Here is an 18,837-nt window from a genome sequence, read left to right as displayed (position 1 = left end):
CATTTTAAGGCGCTGGGAATCGATGTTTGCCACTTACCCCAAGAAAACTGCCTGGATAGGCAGAAGCACTGGTATACAACTACCGAATACTTTGGTAAACTCAAGGTTAACAACAGGTTAACTAAGTTATTGATTTATCCCTAATACCCCTGATTACTTTTTCACAGAGAGGCTCCGACGCCATGACTACCGCATCCGTTCTTAGTAAATCATTTGCCATTGTCTGCGAGGACCTTCACCGGCTCTACGGTGCAGCCTGCGATGCTGCGACCATCGATTCCATCCTCGACGATGTCATTGCAGAGCTGTCCAACTCTGCGAAGGTGACTAACTTCCTCCCCGTCCTCGCCGAACGCGAGGCCACCGAACGCATCAAGGCCGCGAGCGGATGCAAGGACTTCGCCCCGCGCCAAGAGATTCTCTTTGCCGATAGTCGCGGTTCCGGCCGTAGCCAGATTGCCACTGCCCTGGCCTACCACCTGGTTGGTGACGAAGTCTTTATCCGCACTATCGGCCTCAATCCAGAGGATGGCCTGAACCCTCGCGTCGTCGCGGCTCTTCACGACCGTGGCGTGGACACCTCACGCCTCACCCAAAAGGCGATTACTCCCCGCGTTTCCCACCGCGCCGATGTTGTCGTGCTCATGGGCATCGACGAGACACCAGCAGTCCCCGGCGACCGCTACGTGGAATGGGATGTCGCAGATCCGGACAGTCTCACAGACGATGAGCTGCAGTCGCTTATCGACGATATCGAAACCCGCCTGCGGGCTCTCTTCACCGAGATGGACGTCGCCGTCGCATAAACAGGCACGGCTGACCCCACACCGGGGGTTGCATCTAATAACCAAAAGAGTGGCTGCGCAAGAACTTGCGCAGCCACTCTTTTTCAAACGTCTCTTTGTATGTAGTTACTTCTTCTTGCGGTCCCGAACCGTCAAACGCGTCACTGCATTCTTTGCCGGGCGGGCAACACGCACAGCGGCCTCCGGCGTACGACGCTTCACGGCATCCCCCAGACGACGCAGCGTAGCGCGGGTGTTCTGGTACTCCGCCACGCGGTGCTTTCCGATGATTCGGTCGAGCACCGCACCAATGAGGCCAACTGCCAGCAGAGCTGCCGCAAAGGCAAAGACAGCCGGGTACGGACGGAGTGCAGCCGCGGCTACGGCTCCCAGAACGAACGAGCCGATACCAGTGCCCGAGTCAAAGGACATGTTCCAGAAGGCACTGGCCTCAGCAGTACGGTCACGCGGCAGGCGGGCAAACATCAGCAGCAGAGCCTCATTTTGCACTATGCCGAAGCCCGCGCCGTAGAAAACGGCCGCAACCAGCAGCAGCCAGGCCGACAAATCAAAGAGAACCACGCCGGACATCATCAGCAGACCAATAAAACCACTGATCAATGCCGGAATCAGCAGAATTCCAGCCTCCGACTTCCGGTCGGCGTAGATTCCTGCGAAATAACGGAACACCATCTGCGCGCCACCGAGAACAGACAGCGACAGGCCAGCCACAACCGCACCGGAGACCAGATCGATTTCGCGAGCTGCCGGGGCAAGGAATGCGGAAATACCACCAAAGCCCATCGCAATCGTGCAAATTGCGAGCGCGGGAATGGCCACCAGCTTCCATGTGGCAACGTGCTCAACGGGGCTCGGCTGAGTTGCTGCAGATCCGGGCACAGGATCGCCGACGTCTTCCTTGCCGCCCTTGCCCTCCTTCGGCGCTGGCTTAATCTTCGGGATAAAGAGTGCCATCAACGAACCGACAAGCGAGATGACGGCGCCCAAGACATAAACAGGGGTGTAAGAACCCGTCTTGTCCGCAATGATTAGTCCTAGTGGCAAGAAAATGAGCTCAGATAAACCAACTGCCACACCGAGAACGCCAGAGGCCTTACCCAGAAATTTCATTGGCACTAGCTCGGCAATCAATGCGGACTCGGCGACAGTCAACGCACCGAAGCCCATACCGCGGAGAACCGCAATGATGAGCACCAAAGCAGCATCGGTGCCAAAGATGTGCAGAATCGTCGGCAAGCCCAGAAACAGACCTGAAATCAGCATGGTCATGCCGTAGCCAAGACGGCGACACATACGTGGAGTCTGCGTCTGTGTGAGAACGGTAGCGGCCATAAAAACACCGGTGTAGGCACCGGCGAGCGAGGTTCCACCGCCATCGTCAAGAATTGCCTGCGGAATGACAGGCATGAGGAGTGACCAGCCACCGAAGGCGGCCATCACGGCGACTAGCGTAGGTACTAGTCCGGGCGCTTTCCACATGCTGTCCAGTTCGTCCAACTGCCTGCGGTCCATCACCCGGGACGCCATTTACTCCATCACTCCTATCAACCACAAAATTGCGCCGGCGAGCGCGATCACAGATAAGAGACCAAGGACAATTGTTCCGACCCTCGATCCGGATTTATAGAGTGACCATGTTCCGCCCACCAGCAGACCAGCGACAATGAACAAAAAATAAGTGCTCAGCGTCGATGCGGTAGACACCTGCGCTAAAAGCACGTCTACAGACGTTGTTACCATCGATTCCCCTAAAATGCCAGCTAAGGCGGATTTTCCGGTTTCCTACAGTGGCCGTCTACTTCAGCTGCGACCTACAGAGTGCCCTTGGTCGACGGCACACCGTGGACGCGCGGATCGTCCTCGACGGCAGCACGCAGGGCACGGGCCACAGCCTTGTACTCAGCCTCGGTGATGTGGTGCGGATCGCGCCCGTAGAGACAGCGAACATGCAGCGCAATACGGGCATTTAGGGCGAAGGACTCAAAGAAATGCTCGTTGATAACCGTTGCGTAGTGACCACCAATGACGGCAGTCAACATCTGCTCTGGTTCGCCAGTGCCAACGAAGTACGGGCGACCAGACACATCAACCACTGCGTGTGCCAGCGTTTCATCCATCGGGATATAGCAGTCACCAAAGCGACGAATACCAGACTTGTCCCCCAACGCCTGGGCGAAGGCCTGCCCCATCACAATGCCGGTATCCTCCACCGTGTGGTGCGCATCGACCTCGGTGTCGCCGTTGGCGTGCACAGTCAGGTCGAAGCTGCCGTGGGAGCCGAAAGCGGTCAACATGTGGTCGAAGAACGGCAGACCGGTCGAAATATCGGTCTTGCCGGTGCCATCGAGATTCACCGAGCAGACGATGCTCGATTCGCGGGTGGCGCGCTCGACACGGCCAACGCGCTCAGTGCGCTCTGCCTCCAGATGGTCCTTATCACTGAAGTGCATAAGTCAGATCTCTCCTTGTAGTGGGATGTACCGGCAGCATTTCGCTTAAGCCAGCGCGGTCGCTGCCAATTTCTTGGCCGCCGCCAGCAGCGCATCATTTTCGCTGGGCAGACCAATAGTGGCACGGAGACGACCGGGCACGCCAACATCGCGGATGAGTACTCCCTCATCCAAGAAGCTCTGCCATGCCGTCGCGGCATCGGCGAAACGACCGAAGAATACGAAGTTGGAGTACGAGTCAATCACGTCGTAGCCATAGCTGTTCAGGGCGGCTACGACGCGATCACGCTCGTCGGCAAGCTTTGCGACGGTCGACAGCGTCGCATCCGAGTGGCGAAGTGCAACCGTGGCAGCGGCCTGCGTCAACGTCGACAGGTGGTATGGCAGACGTACGAGCATCACAGCATCAATAAATGCCGGGTTAGCAACGAAGTAGCCGAGGCGGCCTCCGGCGAAGTCGAAAGCCTTGCTCATCGTACGGGAGACAACCAGCTTCGACGGGAACTCAGCCAGCAGCGTTGTCGCCGACGGCTCCTCAGTGAACTCGGCGTAGGCCTCATCGACAATGACGATGCCCGGCGCGGCTTCAATAATGCGGCGCAGGTCAGCGAGCGTGGTCAGATTGCCAGTCGGGTTGTTCGGAGTCGTGATGAAGATGACGTCAGGACGGTGCTCGGCAATGGCCGCGAGCGCACTATCCATGTCGATGTCGAAGGTCTCCGGGTCGCGGGCGATGCCGATGAACTCCGTCTGCGTGCCGGACGAGAGGATCGGGTGCATCGAGTAGCTGGGCACAAAGCCCATTGCGCTGCGCCCCGGCCCGCCAAATGCCTGCAGCAGCTGCTGGAGAATCTCATTGGAGCCGTTGGCGGCCCATACCTGGTCGACGGTGATGTCCACGCCGGTCTGGCGGGTGACATAATCGGCGAGTGCGCTGCGCAGTGCTACTGCGTCACGGTCCGGGTAGCGGTTGAGGTCAGAGGCGACCTTCTCCACTTGCGCCACCAGGTCGGCGATGAGGTCATCGGATGGCGGGTACGGGTTTTCGTTGGTGTTCAGGCGAACATCGACGTCGAGCTGCGGGGCACCGTAGGCTTCCTCGCCGCGCAGTTCGTCGCGCAGTGGCAAATCTGCCAGCGCCAACTTGGCTACCGACGGCTGTGGCTGATTCTCAGGCTGGTTGCTCATTAGTTGTTCCCCTTTTCTGCGCCATTGTCCTCAGAGCCGAGAAGCGTCTCAAAGCGGGCACGGATGGCCTCGCCGTGCGCTGGCAGTCGTTCTTCGTTGGCCAGGACTACTACGCTGTCGGCAACTTCCTTCAACGCGGCCTCGTTGTAGTCAATCATGTGGACCGACTTGAGGAAGGTGTGCGTTGACAGGCCCGAGGCGTGGCGGGCGGTGCCGGAGGTCGGCAACACGTGGTTAGAGCCGGCCGAGTAATCGCCCAGTGGCACCGGCGAGAAGCGACCGATGAAGATTGCGCCGGCATTGGTAATGCGTTCGGCATCGGCCTGCGCGTTTTCGGTGTGGATCTCCAGGTGCTCAGCGGCGTAGGCATCTGCAACCTGGATGCCGATATTCATGTCGTCGACAAGCACGATGCCAGACTGATCGCCGGTGAGCGCCTCGCGAACGCGGTCGGCGTTCATGGTGACCTCGTAGCGGTTTTCGACCTCGCGGTCGACGGTGGCGGCGAAATCGGCGTCGTCGGTGATAAGCACGCTGGCGGCCATGACGTCGTGCTCAGCCTGGGAAATCAGGTCGTAGGCGACGGAGACAGGATCAGCGGTGTTATCTGCGAGAATGGCAATTTCGGTCGGGCCAGCTTCGGCGTCGATACCGACGACCGAGCGGCACAGGCGTTTGGCGGCGGTAACGAAGATGTTGCCCGGACCGGTGACCATGTCGACCGGCTCGAGGCTCTCGTTTTCATCGCCGTATGCGAGCAGTGCGACGGCCTGTGCACCACCGACGGCCCACACCTCGGTCACGCCAAGCAGCTTGCAGGCAGCCAGGATGGTCGGGTGCGGCCAGCCGTCGTTGTCGGCCTGCGGCGGAGAGGCGACGACGAGGGACTCCACACCAGCTTCCTGAGCTGGGATGACGTTCATCAATACGGACGACGGGTAGACGGCGTTGCCCCCGGGGACGTAAAGACCGACGCGCGAAACCGGAATCCACTTCTCGCGGACAATGCCGCCGGGCAGAATTTCAACAGTCTTATCATTCGGCTTCTGAGCAGCGTGGAACGCGCGCACGCGCCCGATGGACTCCTGCAGAGCAGAGCGGACATCGTCTTCCAGCGCAGCTTCCGCGGCATCGATAACCTCCGCTGGAACGCGCATGGATGCCGGACGAATACGGTCAAACTTCTCGGAGTACTCCATCGCCGCTTCCACACCACGGACTGCCACGTCATCGACAACGGGCTTGACCGTGGGAATCATCGAATCAACGTCTGCCGCACCACGCGGCAACACTCGACGCAGAGTGGCGGTGGTGGGAGTCTGACCGCGAAGATCAATAGTGGACAACATAATTAATTAGTAACCGCCTATTCGCACGATGGATTCATACGTGAGCACTTCAGAGTGACAAAGAAATGACAACAAAGTATTGAAAATCTGGGTCAAAGCCAAAGACTTTATCCACGGTTTTCGCTACTATTCGCCCTTAAAGGCACCCTTGAGTATGAACTAAGCATATCTTTCTCACGTTAGGTTCATACCGATTGCCCCATTTAACCCCTCATACTGTGGCGCAAGTTAGCTCCGCCACAGTGACCCATTACAGTGTTAAGGAAAGTAGTAACCAGTCGTAGAAAGGTCAGCTGTTGAACCAGGAAGGAAACAGCCCGGATTTGCCGGAGCTCGTCGCAGCCTATGCAGACGCGACCGCAGCCGACAATTCCCTGGCCACGCGCCAACTGGAATCAGTTTTCGCGCATCATTTCTACAACCCACAGCTCTTTTCTGACCCGGAAGCCCACGGCGTTACCGAACACGTCGGCGCGTTTTACCGCATAGTCCGCGAGGTCACCGAATCGCTCGGCATGATGACGGCTGCGCACGATGCCGCCCTGAACTGGATGGTATGGGCATCCGATAACGACAACGTCCCGGAGTACTGGCGCGCCCGGGCACGGCTAGCGGCGGATGAAGCCCGCCGCTACACCACCTTTATCGCCGATGGCCCCACCTCTGCTGCCGCAGAGACCGAAATCCCACTCATCGCACGCATGAGCAGGGAGATCACCTCGTACCGGGCACTCGTGCTTGCCGACGATCTGGATGCCCCAACCAGCAGTCACAGCGCGGTGACCACGGATGCGGATGGGCCGCGGCCGCAGGAATCGTCGGCAAGCGAAGAAGCGGAGGAGCCGTTTAGCCCACGCCAGTGGAAGAAGCGGGCGGCACTGACTGACGCGCTGATTCGGATTGCAAGCGCCCTGCGAAAGGTCAACCGCGAGGACTTGGCACGGGAGCTGCACGAGATGATTCGTGCACTGCCAAATGAGGATAAGTTTGAGTCGATTGCGCTGGCGAAGACTCTGACGGAGGCATCACTGCTGCACCGAGCCGGGAAAGTCGTCGACGCAGCGCGACTTTGCGCCTCACAGCTCAATGCAATCGGTAACCGCTCCGTAATCGCGGGCCTTGAGCTGAGGCAGAATTTGGCACGGTACTCGATAGAGACAGGTAATAGCGATACCGCGTTCCGAATGCTGTCAAACAACGTGGCAGTCGCGGACCAGCACAGACTGGACACTGACTATATTCTCGCGGTTCGTGAGATGGCAGACATCAACTTCGAGGTGGCACACAACAAGCCCGATGCCGGGGAGATGCTGAAGCTAACTCAGCGCGCCCAGGATGTGTCGGCAGACTACCCCAACTGTGAAGTCACCATGGAAATCGCGCTGCTGAAGGCAACGGCACTGTACGAGCTCGGAGATTTCCACCATGCCGGCCAGGAAGCGGAGTCGGTTGCAAAGTGGTCTGAGCCTACCCAGGATTCCGCACGTACTGATTTTTCCTGTGCCATTGCGGCGGAATCGGCAGTCCAAGAGGGCAATACTGAGCATGCCGCAGTACTCTTCGACGCACTGGCCGATATTCGTGCCGGATACTCGTCCCCGATTTCGCCTGCGGAAACTCTGATGGATGCCGCACTATCACTCAGTAACGTGGGCGCTACAAGTGAACTGACTGACCACCTGATGGAACGCTCACGTGGCTACGTGGTTGGGTCCTGGGAATCGGCCAAGTGGCATGAAGCACAGGCGCTGTTGTGCTGGTCTGTGTGGGACAACGACGGCGTGTACAAGTACGCCGACGAAGCTGCCGAGCTTTTCTTAGAAGCCCACGCCCCTGCCGACGCCGCCCGCACACTGACCATCGCGGTGCGTGCTGCTGCTAGTGATAACAATGAGGAACGCGCCCGCCGGTTCGCGGTTCGCATCGGCGACCTAGTCGGCCCGGATCACCCGGTGCGCGATGAAGTTCGTGGACTAATGCGTAGCTTTTCAAACCCGGCTTAACAGCGCACCCGACTGCACAGGTCTGAAAAACAAAGCAGTTTTTGCATCTTCCCGATGCCACGGGCGAAGATAGTCCAATGGTCTGGTGGGAAGAAGAAAACTCTGAGTCTGGAATTCAAGTTGGCGATTGGGATACCGGCATCGCGGCCGACTACGCGTCAGGGAATTCAGAAAACGCATCAGCAACGGAGAACTCGTCCGAACCCCTGGACTTTCCTCCCCTGCCCAATCCGCTAAAGGCATTACCGGACTCACTTCCGGAGCTGCTGGTTATTTCCCGCAGGGCCGGTGCCACGCTCGACCACGTCACCAGTTGGCGCGCTGTCACCAAGTTCGCCCACACGCACTGGTTAGCCGACGCGCCTACCAACTCCCCCGATGTCGTTGGCGAATTCCACGCACTCAGGCACGCAGTCGCCGACCAACTGGAATTAGTAGAAGAAGCCGCTGCTGCACGCGCCGAGTGGCTGCGCTGGGCAACTGAGGCCAACATCCGCCCCGCGATCTTGCACGCACGCTCCTACGGAGCATTCGCCGAGGCAGAGGCCTTCATCGACGCCAACCCAGGTGATGCCATCACCGGCCGGCGCCCCGAGGACTCCGAAATCCCCGAGCTGATCAGGCTTACTAAGGACATCGTCGCCACCACTCCACAGCCCGGGGAGGCCTATTACTACCTGGTCAGCGCGGCTGTTGCTGGTGCCGCAGCATCGCTGGCGCGCCGGGCGGAAATCGCCGGTCAACTCTCTGAATGGTCCGCACGCTGGGCACCAAAGCGAAGCAGTTTTGATGACCGCAAGCTATTGGAGGCGCAGCTCGCGCACAGCCGTGGTGAGCTGCGCAGGGCCGCCCGCATCGCAGCCAGCGTCGCGGCAGCCCCTCAGTCGGAACCCGTCACCACGACGATTGAAGCTCGCCAATTCCTGGCTTTCCTCTCTCTGGAAGCTGGTGAGGAAGCGGAGGCAATCCGCCAGCTACGCCCAATCGTGCAGGCTGGTCTCGATGCAGGACTCACGGTCGCGGTGCTTCGCAGCGTGCGTCTGCTCTGTGCGCTTCTCAACGCCCACGGCGATTTCGCGGAATCCGCCGCAATTGCCCGCCGCGCGCTCGCCAGCGCCGAAGGCATTCCGGTCAACCCCATCACCATGGATATCCAGCTCGTTCTGGCCCGCAGTCTCCTCGACGCCGACGAGGTTGACGAGGCGCTGCGCTTTGCCGAACCAGTTGCGCACTGGTCAGCATTTACCGCCGATGAAGAACGCACCGACGCGGCATTTTCTATTGCCTCCACAGCCGCGGGTCTCGGCAATAATCCCCGCCAGGCGGCAAAGCTGCTCATCGAACACGGCGAGCACCTTGAACGCAACGGCGATACCAAGGGTGCTGCCAAGGCCTACCGCCAGGCTGCGCGTTCCATCATTCATGTCATTGACCTGGTCATTTCCGAAGAGGGCTCCGAATTCACCGCCGAGATCGTCTCCGAGGACGCTTCCGCCGCCATTGACCACACGCTCAACGAGGCTGAGGACCTGCTGCTGCGTTCTCAGAAGCTCATCTCCGACGACTGGTCACTCGCCGACTGGCACGACGATGCCGCCTACGTCTTCTACTCCGCTGGCCGCGACACTTTGGCCATCAACCATGTGGAAGCCGCCGCGAAGGGCTACCTGCAGTCCGGCGATGGCGAGGAAGCCGCCCGCGCGCTGCTGGCGGGGGTTCGATACCGTCTCGACGCGGGTGATTCCGACGGTGCCGCCGCCTACGCCCGGCGCGTCGAAGAGCTTCTGCCCCGCGACGTGTGGGAAGGCCATCCTGTTCTCGATGCCCTTGACGTCATCATCATTCAGTCGCTTGACGACGAATACTAGCGCCCCGCCCACTTCAGTGCTGGCGGTGGCACAAAGTAGAGTGTTAGGTCATGACTACTTCTGGTGATTCCGCGACTTCTAGCCCGCAGCAGCTTTTCGACGCCGCCACGGCATTGGCTGAGGAAAACAACCTCTGGGAAGCAGCCCTAACTCTGATGCAGGGGTTCGAGGAGCTCGGCGACAAGGCTGATGCCCCGCAGACCGACAGTCTAGGGCGCCCCATCCGTGGCTCTGCACCGAAGCTGATGGACAAGGCCGCGGACTGGTTGGATTTGCTGGATAACCTGGAGAAAGACGGCTTCGAGCCGACTGCGGACACCCCACCGCGCCACCTGCGCTGGGCGATGTGGCACACCTTGAACGGCCAAGCAGAGATTCGTCGAGGACATCAAGGGCGCGCCATTGATCACCTGGAGTTGGCGGCGGGACTTTTCCAGTCCGACAAGCTCAATATCCAGGCCGTGCCTCTGCTTGCACAAATTGCACAGTGCCACCTGCATTTGGGCGATGTCGCTGCTGCGGAGAAGGCGCTTTACCGCGCACAGGAAACCTGTGATGAGCAATCGCGGGAGCGCTGGGGGTCGGCACTAAGCGAGATTGGCGCAGAAATCGCCCGTCGCCTGTAGGCGAAGCTGCGAAGCGATACCGGGGGCTGATTCAGCTACTGCTCGTCGAAGTCGAGTCCGACATCGAACACCTTGGCCGAGTGGGTTAGCGCGCCCACAGCCAGGTAATCGACACCACAGGACGCGTACTCACGAGCCACATCGATGGTCAGTCCACCAGAGGACTCAAGCTGCGTGGCCGGAGAAATCTGCGAGCGGCGCTGCACCGCAATCTGGGTCTCCCAGACCTCGAAGTTGTCCAGCATGACGATGTCCGGCTTCATCGGCAGGATCTCATCGAGCTGTGCGAGGGTATCGACTTCCACCTCACACGGCAGCTCCGGGTACTGATCCCGCACCCTCTTCAACGCACCGGACACGGAACCGACAGCCACCACGTGATTGTCCTTAATCAGTGCTTCATCGCCCAAAGCGTAGCGGTGGTTAATTCCGCCGCCGCAGGTCACAGCATACTTTTCCAGGTTGCGCAGCCCCGGCAGCGTCTTTCGGGAATCGCGCACCCGCGCACCGGTGCCGATAATCGCGTCAGCCCACTGGCGCGTCGCAGTAGCTACACCACTGGCGTGCGTGAGGATATTCAGCATTGTCCGCTCAGCAGTCAGCAACCCCCGAGTCGGCGCAGAAATCGTTGCCAGCACTGTGCCAGGACGCACCAGGGTGCCATCTTCAACGTGCTTTTCGACGGTGAACTCACCCGAGATGACCTCCTGCAGCGTCCACTCCACCGCATCGATTGCCGCGATAACGCCCTCTTGCCGGGCCACCAGGCGGGCGAGTGCCTGCGCAGATGCCGAGACTGTCGACAGCGAGGTCACATCCGGCCCGAAGCTCATGTCTTCCTGTAGTGCCGTCCGAATGAGGCCACGGGTGATGTTTTCGTTCAGCACCCCGCGCAGAGTGTCCTTCTCAAGAGTCATGGTTAGCTAATCCCCATCCTTTTCAAACCAAGTGTGGCACCCCAAAGTATATGGTCGTGCCAATGCTGCTTCGACGACTTTCCTTGCGGCCACGACCTGAACCGATTGCGGGAGCCGATCGATAACCGCCAACGCCTGCCGCAAGCTCTGCTCATTACGCGTTACACCAGCGCCTTCCTGCATCGCCGTCTGCAACCGGAAAAGCTGCCGTGGTTCCAGTTCTGACCGTGGCTGAGGCAGGCTTTCAACGGCCGCTGCGAATTCCTCGTCCCCGACCGGCACAGCGTGTGTTTCAGCGACTTTTTCGACCACCCGCTTGCCGACGACCAGGCCCTCCAGCAACGAATTGGAGGCCAACCTGTTGGCACCGTGGAGCCCTGTTGCGGAGCATTCGCCGGCCGCATAGAGGCCCGGCACACTAGTTGCACCGAATGGGTCGACGGCAATACCACCACAGGTGTAGTGGACCGCCGGGGCCACGGGAATGAGGTCCTTGGTCGGATCAATCTCCGCTGCGGTCAGGCCCGCTGTGATCGTCGGAAAGCGGGCGGCGAAGTTGTCGATGTGACGTGCGTCGAGGAAGACGTGGTCCTCGCCGAGCTCGCGCATGCGAGTCGCGATGGCGCGCGAGACGATATCGCGCGGAGCCAGGTCCCCGCGAGGGTCAACGCCGGCGGTCACACTGTTGCCCCGGGAGTCGACGAGAATGGCTCCTTCACCACGGACAGCCTCGCTGATGAGATGGCGTCGGCCGGTGCCATCTGATGCCGAGCGCTCGTCATAGAGCACCGTCGGGTGAAACTGGATAAACTCCATGTCCCGAATCTCCGCGCCAGCATCGGAGGCCATGCCGATAGCCTCACCGCGGGCACCCGAGGGGGCCGTGGTCGCGCGGTAAATATGGCCCACGCCGCCGGTAGCCAGCAGAGTGGCGCCTGCTCGAATAGCTCCACCCCCACGGGGATCCGCTACCAGCGCCCCCAGCACGCGGCCGTCTTTGCCAACGATGAGCTGGCGCGCTGTGGCGTTTTGTAGTACTCGCACGCCGGTAACTGAGGCTTCTAGGGCGCGCTCGATTTCAGCACCAGTGGCGTCACCGCCGGCATGAATGATGCGCCGCGCGTGGTGTCCGCCCTCTTTGGTGCGGGAATATACGGCCGGGTTATCCCGCGCCGGGTCGAATGTAGCGCCTAGCCCTATCAGCCACTCGGTCGCCGCAGCGCCAGCACGGATGATAGAAGCCACGGCCCCTTCATCGCAGTGGCCGGCACCGGCATCGAGAGTATCCGCGATGTGGGAATCAGTGGTGTCATCGAACCCATTGGCCACATGGCCGCTGGGGTCGTCGTCAAGCCCGACGACCGCGAGCCCGCCCTGTGCGAGATTCGTGGCCGCATCGGCGAAACGTAGCTGTTTGCGGGCACCGACGCGCCACTCGACGCTGTCGATAACCAGCACGTCGAGGCCGAGCTCAAGGGCCCGACGCGCAGCACTGAGCCCTGCGACTCCCCCGCCGATGACGAGGAAGTCACACGTCAGTGTCCAACTGTCGAATGATGGGCGCAGACCAAACGTGTTACTCGCCTCCGCCTGGGTTACCGATGGCGATCATGCGCTCGACAGAAGCGCGTGCCTTGTCGGCGACATCCGGCTCGACATCGACTTCATCAGTGCCCTCAACGAGGCAGCGCAGCAGAGCCGCCGGAGTGATGAGCTTCATGTACGAGCAGGAAGCGCGGTCGTTGACCGGCTCAAAGTCGACATCCGGCGCGGCCTTGCGCAGCTGGTGGAGCATGCCCACCTCAGTGGCCACGAGCACCTTGCCGTTGGGCTTGTTCTCCTTCAGCTTCTGCGCCTCGGTCAGCATCTCGCCGGTGGAGAGCATCTGCACGCGCTCGGGCTCGATGGTGCCTTCACCTGCGAGGTAAATCGCAGAGTTCGCGCAACCGCACTCCGGGTGAATGAACAGCTGCGAATCGGCGTTCTCTTCCGCGCGGTGCGCGAGTTCCTCACCGTTGATGTTGGCGTGGACGTGGCACTCACCAGCCCATACCTTGATCTTGTCGCGGCCGGTCTCACGGCGGACGTGTGCGCCGAGGAACTGATCCGGGTTGAACAGGATCTCCTGGTCTTCCGGGATGGACTTGACCACGTCGACGGCGTTGGAGGAAGTACAGCAGATGTCGGTCAGAGCCTTTACGTCTGCCGTGGTGTTGACGTAGCTGACTACCAGTGCGCCGGGATTCTCTGCCTTCCACTCGGCCAGTTCATCTGCGGTGATGGAGTCCGCCAGGGAGCAGCCGGCGCGCTCGTCCGGAATAAGGACGGTCTTCTCTGGGCTCAGAATTTTGGCGGTTTCCGCCATGAAGTGGACACCACAGAAGACGATGACGTCGGCATCGGTTTCCGCAGCGATGCGGGAAAGTCCGAGGGAGTCGCCTGTGTAATCGGCAATATCCTGAATCTCCGGCAGCTGGTAGTTGTGCGCAAGAATTACGGCATTGCGTTCGCGGGCGAGGCGCTTAATCTCCTGGGCCCAGCGCTCATCTGCAATTACGCCACCGTAGCGGCCATCTTTATCGACTACCGATTCGTACAGATCCGATTCAAGGCGCGGCAGGCTGGAAGCATTGGCCGCAAGGCTGGTATTCACGGAAAACTACGTCCTTACTTCAATGGGCTGTGGCTACGACCGGAGAAAACGCCGTCACCGTTACCGGCAACGGTCCCCGGAGGCATTCGCAGCGGACTCAAACGGGCAAGTGCAAGAGACCTAAGCTCGCCACACAATATCGAAAAAGCCCCTAATCGGGGCGAATACTGACATCGAGGACGAACCTATTTCCCAAAATTGTAAGGCTTGTATAAGCCTATTTCCCAATAACTACCCCTGTTCAGTAGGAATTAGTGCTTTACGACGGCTCCCGCGCAGAACCTCACCGTCTCACTTAGTGACCGAATCTGCGTCCGCAGCATTGTCTGCAGCGCTCTCGTTGCCTTCCGTGAAGTCCGTTTGGAACAGCACCCGGGACCACAGTGCGAGCATGGCAACCAGTGGCGCGACCAGCAGTGCTACATAGGTTTTGAAGTCTGGAATCACCGAGAACTTATCGCCCGGCTGCATTCCCGCCAGATCCGGCTGGAGCAATGCCGCAACCGACTGACCGACGAGGTACGTCACTGCTGCGCTCATCAACGCGGAGAAACCTGCCCATCCAATTGCCGTGAGCATCTGCACAGGAGTCGTGATGGCACGGTTTCGGAAGGTAGTAATTCCCAGCACCAGGCCGCTGATGGCAGTGACAGCAACAAACCAGAGCAGCCCGATAAAACCAGCGTCAACGGTTTCCTGAATAATCGCCAGTTGGTTATCTGGGAGCATTTGCACCTGCTGCTTGGGGCGCAGGAATGCCCAGGCCACTCCGGCTATCGTTCCCGTTACAACGGAGAAGAGAACAATACCCGAGGCCATTGCCACGCTCTGCTTTTCAACGTGCGGGACTCGGGTATTTTTCATGGTCATAGTTGACTAACTTACCTCACGGCGCACATCCAGTACTAGCGTGCCCGAATGGCGCACTAGCACAACCAGCGCCTTTTATCGCTGCTCCAACATAACGGAGTCCACTTCGCCGTGGCGCGAGCACTTTGCAGTCCAGCCGTCCGGACGCACCTGCACCACCATCCGGCGCCCACAGAGCTGGCAGAATCGAGGCGCCTCCAGTCCAGCTTTTGCACCATAGGAGCGTTCGCGCACTTCACCAGCTTCGAGGTCGGCGCCGGTAAAAGGATCGAACTTGGGATCGTCTCCCAGCACCATGGCCTGGAGCAGCTCCGTGGAGTCGACTTTCTTACCCCGCGTCGCACGCGGGCTAGATGTCCGAGGCTTAGACAGTTGCATTGAGGGCCTTAATTGGAAGTCGTACCTTGCCAAGCATGTCCAGATCCTGCTCCGCCGGACGGCCCAGCGTGGTCAGGTAATTACCGACAATGACAGCGTTGATACCGCCGAGCAGCCCCTTTTCTGCGCCCAGGTCGCCCAGGGTGAGCTCACGACCACCAGCAAAACGCAGGATGGTCTTCGGCAGAGCCAAGCGGAAGGCACCGATGGCACGCAGTGCGTCCTTGGCTGGCATCGGCTCGCGACCGGCGAACGGAGTGCCCGGACGCGGGTCGAGGAAGTTCATCGGCACCTCGGTCGGGTTGAGCTCCGCCAGGTCCTGAGCGAACTCGGCACGCTGCTCAAGGGTCTCTCCCATACCCAGGATGCCGCCACAGCAGACCTCCATACCGGCTTCGCCGACCATACGCAGGGTGTCATGACGTTCTTCCCAAGTGTGGGTGGTCACGACCTGCGGGAAGTAGCTCTTGGCGGTCTCGAGGTTGTGGTTGTAGCGGTGAATACCAGCCTTGGCCAGGCGATCCACCTGCTCCTGCGTCAGAATGCCCATAGAGGCGGCCACATTAATGTCCACCTCTGCCTGAATGGCGGCGACAGCCTGTTCCATCTGGCTGAGCAGTCGCTCGTCCGGCCCCTTTACTGCAGCAACGATGCAGAACTCAGTCGCACCCGACTTTGCGGTCTGCTTAGCGGCGTCCACCAGCGCCGGGATATCCAGCCATGCCGAACGCACCGGGGACTCGAACAGACCCGACTGCGAACAGAAGTGGCAGTCCTCTGGGCAGCCGCCAGTCTTCAGCGAGATAATGCCTTCAACCTCGACCTCTTCGCCGCACCACTTCAAGCGCACCTCATGCGCCAGTGCCAGCAGATCCTCGATGCTGTCGTCATCGAGGTTCAGAACTGCCAGGGTCTCCTCATAGTTCAGCCCCTCACCGCGGCCGAGCACCTTTTCTCGGGCGAGTTCCAAAATGTCCTGCTGCTGTTGAGTCATGGGGGTGATGCTCCTTGAGGCTGGGGATAAAACTTGAACACCGTTTCAGAAGTTGTTCAGTTATCAAACTTAATACCGCAGCTACAGAATGTCGAACAGGGTTCAATTCCCGTCGTGTCGCGGATTTACGCTCCCCATTTCAGCCTTGAGACATCTTCCAGATGATTCTTCTTTCGTCTACGGTAGGCAGTGTGCAATTGACCAAGGACATCATTGTCGACGCAGCTCTCACCATTCTCAACGAGTACGGACTCGGCGATCTCACGATCCGCCGCCTGACTCGCCACTTGGGTACCGCCGCTGGCGCAATGTACTGGCACTACCCTTCCAAGCAGGCACTGCTGGGCGCCGTCGCTGACCGCATCTTGGCTCCCTGCACAGAGTTTTCCGCCACAGGCGATTGGCGTGCCGACATCGAAGCCGTCGCCGAGCTGCTCTACTCCTGCCTCACCGCTCATCGGGATGGCGCCGAGGTCGTCTCGGCCGCGCTCGCTACGGGCACCGCCACGATTCGCCCCGAACAACTGCTTGCCGACGTCCTGGAGAATGCATCCGAAACCTCCATCAGCACCCCATCAGCGGGTGATACCGCGTCTGTCCTCGTGTACTTCATTCTCGGTGCGACAGTCGACCAGCAGACAGCCATCGCGCTTAATCTAAATGGCGCCAAGGGCGTTTCCGACAATGGTGATGCCAGTGGCGAGAACACCGCCGGTAAGGACGCTGAGGTCGCGACTTCCCCTGAAGATACGGCTACACAGACAAAAGAGCTCGGCCGCCAGCGCATTGCACTGGGAACCGAGCTCTTTATCGCCGGAATTGCGGGGGTTGCGGGGACTAAGGGAATTGCAGGTCACTAAGCCCCGCTGAAACAATCACGCTCACGGTCACGCCCCGGCGCTAGAGCACCAGAGCTGCTACCCAACCAGCTGCCAGCAGCGGCAGGTTGAAGTGCAGGAAGGTCGGAATAACCGAATCGCGAATGTGGTCGTGCTGCCCGTCGGCATTGAGACCCATCGTCGGGCCGAGCGTCGAGTCCGATGCCGGCGAACCAGCATCGCCCAGAGCACCTGCAGTACCAATGATGGCGACGGTAGCCATCGGCGAGAAGCCCAGCGATACACACAACGGCACATAGATGATGGCGATAATCGGCAGCGTCGAGAAGGACGAACCAATACCCATCGTGACCACCAGACCAACGACCAGCATGGCGAATGCAGCGGCAGGCTTGTTGCCCGCAAACAGCTCTGCAGTAGCGGTCACCAGCGGCTCGATCTGGCCGGACTCCGACATCACCGAGGCGAAGCCCTGTGCAGAAATCATGATGAAACCAATCAGGGCCATCATCTTCATACCGGCGGTGAACACGTCGTCCGCCTCACGCCAGCGCACGGCGCCGGTGAGCATGAAGATTGCCAGACCAGTGAGTGCACCAATCAGCAACGGATCGGCATCGGTCTCCATAGAATTCATCACAATCTGGACGACGAAAGTCACCACGATTGCAACGAGAGCAACGATAACTCGGTACTTCGACACCGGTTCGTCAGACTGGGTTTCTGCGTGTGAGGACTGGGCAATCGGCCGATCTTCGTAATGCCGTGGCTTCCGGTAGGAGAAAAATACGGCAATGGCCAGACCGGCCAGCATGCCGAGAGCCGGGATGCCCATCGTCATCATGATGTTGATATTGGAAACATCAAGGCCAGCATTCTCGATGTTCCCCAGCAGGATGTCGTTCAGGAAGATAGAACCGAATCCGACCGGAACCCACATGTAGGTGGTGACCAAACCGAAGGTCATCACACTGGTAATCATTCGACGGTCGATGTTGAGGCGGTTAAATACCGGCAACAGCGGCGGAATAATCAGCGGGATAAACGCAATGTGAACTGGGATGAGGTTCTGCGACATGATCGCCATGGCCAAAATGCCGGCGACCATGCCCCACTTGGTCCATGCCTCTGCCTTAGATTTAGCGCCTTCATCCTCCGTGCCGATCTTGGCAATCAGCCAATCGGCCAGCAGTTTGGGCAGCCCGGAGGATGCCACTGCCATGGCAAAGGCACCCAGCATGGCATAGCTCAGGGCAATCTTCGCACCACCAGAGAGGCCTTCCTGGAAGGCAACCATTGTGGCATCGAGCCCCATACCGGCGGAAAGACCACCGACTAAGGCGCCAATAAACAGCGCTAGCACAACGTGTACCCGGCAGACCGCCAGGATTAGCATCACCAAAACGGCGAGAAGAACGGCATTCATAAGGAAAATATTAAGGCAACCTTAAGTATTTCCAGCAACCGGGGCTAGAAAGATTTCACCCCAAAATCTTTACACCCCGGCTAATGCGGCTAATCAATCGAGACGAGTCCCTGGCCGCCCTGCACTGCGTCGCCGACTTCAACATGAATAGAGCCGACGGTGCCTGCAGCCGGGGCCGTAATCTCGGTTTCCATCTTCATTGCCTCGAGAATGAGCAGCACCTCCCCAGCCTCAATCTTCTGGCCTTCCTCGACCAAAATCTTGCTGACCGAACCTGCCAGTGGCGCCACCACCGAATTGGCGGAGACACCCGAGACACTAGCGGTGGCCGGCTCAACGGAAGCGCTCGACGATCCACCCAACACGATGGGCGAAAGACGCTTGGGCTCCTCAACTACTTCAACGTCGACATCGTAGGCAATGCCGCCGACAGTCACTTTCAATTTCATGGCTCAACAATCCTCACGTAA

The 18,837-nt window shown here is 59.6% G+C and carries 17 protein-coding genes; 5 read left to right on the top strand and 12 right to left on the bottom strand.

The annotated features are described in order from the left end of the window. The first annotated feature begins 182 nt into the window (after window positions 1–182). A complete protein-coding gene (locus ADB08_RS01925; RefSeq protein WP_049170308.1) occupies window positions 183–806 on the top strand; it encodes a low molecular weight phosphatase family protein in 624 nt (207 codons plus the stop codon). A gap of 105 nt (window positions 807–911) precedes the next feature. Here ADB08_RS01925 and ADB08_RS01920 read toward each other — a convergent pair whose 3' ends face one another. The 4 genes from ADB08_RS01920 to hisD form a co-directional block, all read right to left on the bottom strand. Next, on the bottom strand, window positions 912–2,333 hold the full coding sequence (locus ADB08_RS01920; RefSeq protein ID WP_016422949.1) for an MFS transporter: 1,422 nt from the start codon (window positions 2,331–2,333) through the stop codon (window positions 912–914). Window positions 2,334–2,617: 284 nt separating this feature from the next. After that, a complete protein-coding gene (hisB, locus tag ADB08_RS01910) occupies window positions 2,618–3,256 on the bottom strand; it encodes an imidazoleglycerol-phosphate dehydratase HisB (protein ID WP_005510321.1) in 639 nt (212 codons plus the stop codon). A 45-nt stretch (window positions 3,257–3,301) separates the two neighbouring features. Next, entirely contained in the window at window positions 3,302–4,444 is a 1,143-nt protein-coding gene (locus tag ADB08_RS01905; protein ID WP_016422951.1) for a histidinol-phosphate transaminase, read from the bottom strand. Next, a complete protein-coding gene (gene hisD / locus ADB08_RS01900) occupies window positions 4,444–5,793 on the bottom strand; it encodes a histidinol dehydrogenase (RefSeq protein WP_016422952.1) in 1,350 nt (449 codons plus the stop codon). Before hisD ends, ADB08_RS01905 begins: the two co-directional genes overlap by 1 nt. Window positions 5,794–6,089: 296 nt before the next feature. Between hisD and ADB08_RS01895 the strand changes: the two genes are divergently transcribed. From ADB08_RS01895 to ADB08_RS01885, 3 genes are all read left to right on the top strand, one after another. Continuing rightward, window positions 6,090–7,796, top strand: coding sequence for a hypothetical protein (locus ADB08_RS01895; RefSeq protein ID WP_016422953.1), 1,707 nt, complete (start codon window positions 6,090–6,092; stop codon window positions 7,794–7,796). 77 nt (window positions 7,797–7,873) lie between these two features. Next, window positions 7,874–9,664 (top strand): hypothetical protein, encoded by a 1,791-nt coding sequence (locus ADB08_RS01890; protein WP_049170305.1) that lies wholly within the window; start codon window positions 7,874–7,876, stop codon window positions 9,662–9,664. 50 nt (window positions 9,665–9,714) lie between these two features. Next, window positions 9,715–10,290, top strand: a complete 576-nt coding sequence (locus ADB08_RS01885; RefSeq protein ID WP_049170302.1) for a hypothetical protein — start codon at window positions 9,715–9,717, stop codon at window positions 10,288–10,290. Between the two features lie 35 nt (window positions 10,291–10,325). On the opposite strand, the gene nadC is transcribed toward ADB08_RS01885, so the two are convergent. The 6 genes from nadC to bioB all read right to left on the bottom strand — a co-directional run bounded on the left by nadC (window position 10,326) and on the right by bioB (window position 16,102). Then, on the bottom strand, window positions 10,326–11,207 hold the full coding sequence (gene nadC / locus ADB08_RS01880) for a carboxylating nicotinate-nucleotide diphosphorylase (protein ID WP_016422956.1): 882 nt from the start codon (window positions 11,205–11,207) through the stop codon (window positions 10,326–10,328). 6 nt (window positions 11,208–11,213) lie between these two features. Further along, window positions 11,214–12,773: an L-aspartate oxidase gene (gene nadB, locus ADB08_RS01875; protein ID WP_049170299.1), complete on the bottom strand. Its 1,560-nt coding sequence runs from the start codon at window positions 12,771–12,773 to the stop codon at window positions 11,214–11,216. A gap of 10 nt (window positions 12,774–12,783) precedes the next feature. Then, window positions 12,784–13,860, bottom strand: a complete 1,077-nt coding sequence (nadA, locus tag ADB08_RS01870; RefSeq protein WP_049170297.1) for a quinolinate synthase NadA — start codon at window positions 13,858–13,860, stop codon at window positions 12,784–12,786. 291 nt (window positions 13,861–14,151) lie between these two features. After that, the gene (locus tag ADB08_RS01865; protein WP_239660001.1) at window positions 14,152–14,724 is read right to left on the bottom strand and encodes a hypothetical protein; all 573 of its coding nucleotides are present in this window, start codon (window positions 14,722–14,724) and stop codon (window positions 14,152–14,154) included. Between the two features lie 81 nt (window positions 14,725–14,805). Further along, a complete protein-coding gene (locus ADB08_RS01860; protein ID WP_048734678.1) occupies window positions 14,806–15,108 on the bottom strand; it encodes a hypothetical protein in 303 nt (100 codons plus the stop codon). Further along, complete coding sequence (gene bioB, locus ADB08_RS01855; protein WP_016422961.1) at window positions 15,095–16,102, bottom strand: biotin synthase BioB; 1,008 nt, start codon at window positions 16,100–16,102, stop codon at window positions 15,095–15,097. The genes ADB08_RS01860 and bioB overlap by 14 nt, the downstream gene beginning before the upstream one ends. A 191-nt stretch (window positions 16,103–16,293) precedes the next feature. Here bioB and ADB08_RS01850 point away from each other — a divergent pair, with 191 nt between their 5' ends. Then, window positions 16,294–16,962, top strand: coding sequence for a TetR family transcriptional regulator (locus ADB08_RS01850; protein ID WP_224784224.1), 669 nt, complete (start codon window positions 16,294–16,296; stop codon window positions 16,960–16,962). A 40-nt stretch (window positions 16,963–17,002) separates the two neighbouring features. On the opposite strand, the gene ADB08_RS01845 is transcribed toward ADB08_RS01850, so the two are convergent. Then, window positions 17,003–18,367, bottom strand: coding sequence for a Na+/H+ antiporter family protein (locus tag ADB08_RS01845; RefSeq protein ID WP_016422963.1), 1,365 nt, complete (start codon window positions 18,365–18,367; stop codon window positions 17,003–17,005). Window positions 18,368–18,456: 89 nt separating this feature from the next. Continuing rightward, window positions 18,457–18,816 carry a biotin/lipoyl-containing protein gene (locus tag ADB08_RS01840; RefSeq protein WP_016422964.1) on the bottom strand — a complete coding sequence of 120 codons (360 nt, stop codon included), beginning with the start codon at window positions 18,814–18,816 and terminating at the stop codon, window positions 18,457–18,459. Window positions 18,817–18,837: the final 21 nt, after the last annotated feature.

Origin of the sequence: Corynebacterium sp. 239_CJEI (assembly GCF_001055995.1) — a bacterium.
Classification (GTDB): Bacteria; Actinomycetota; Actinomycetes; order Mycobacteriales; family Mycobacteriaceae; genus Corynebacterium; species Corynebacterium jeikeium_D.
Note: the sequence above shows the minus strand (reverse complement) of the source record. Positions and strands in the feature narration are given on the sequence as shown.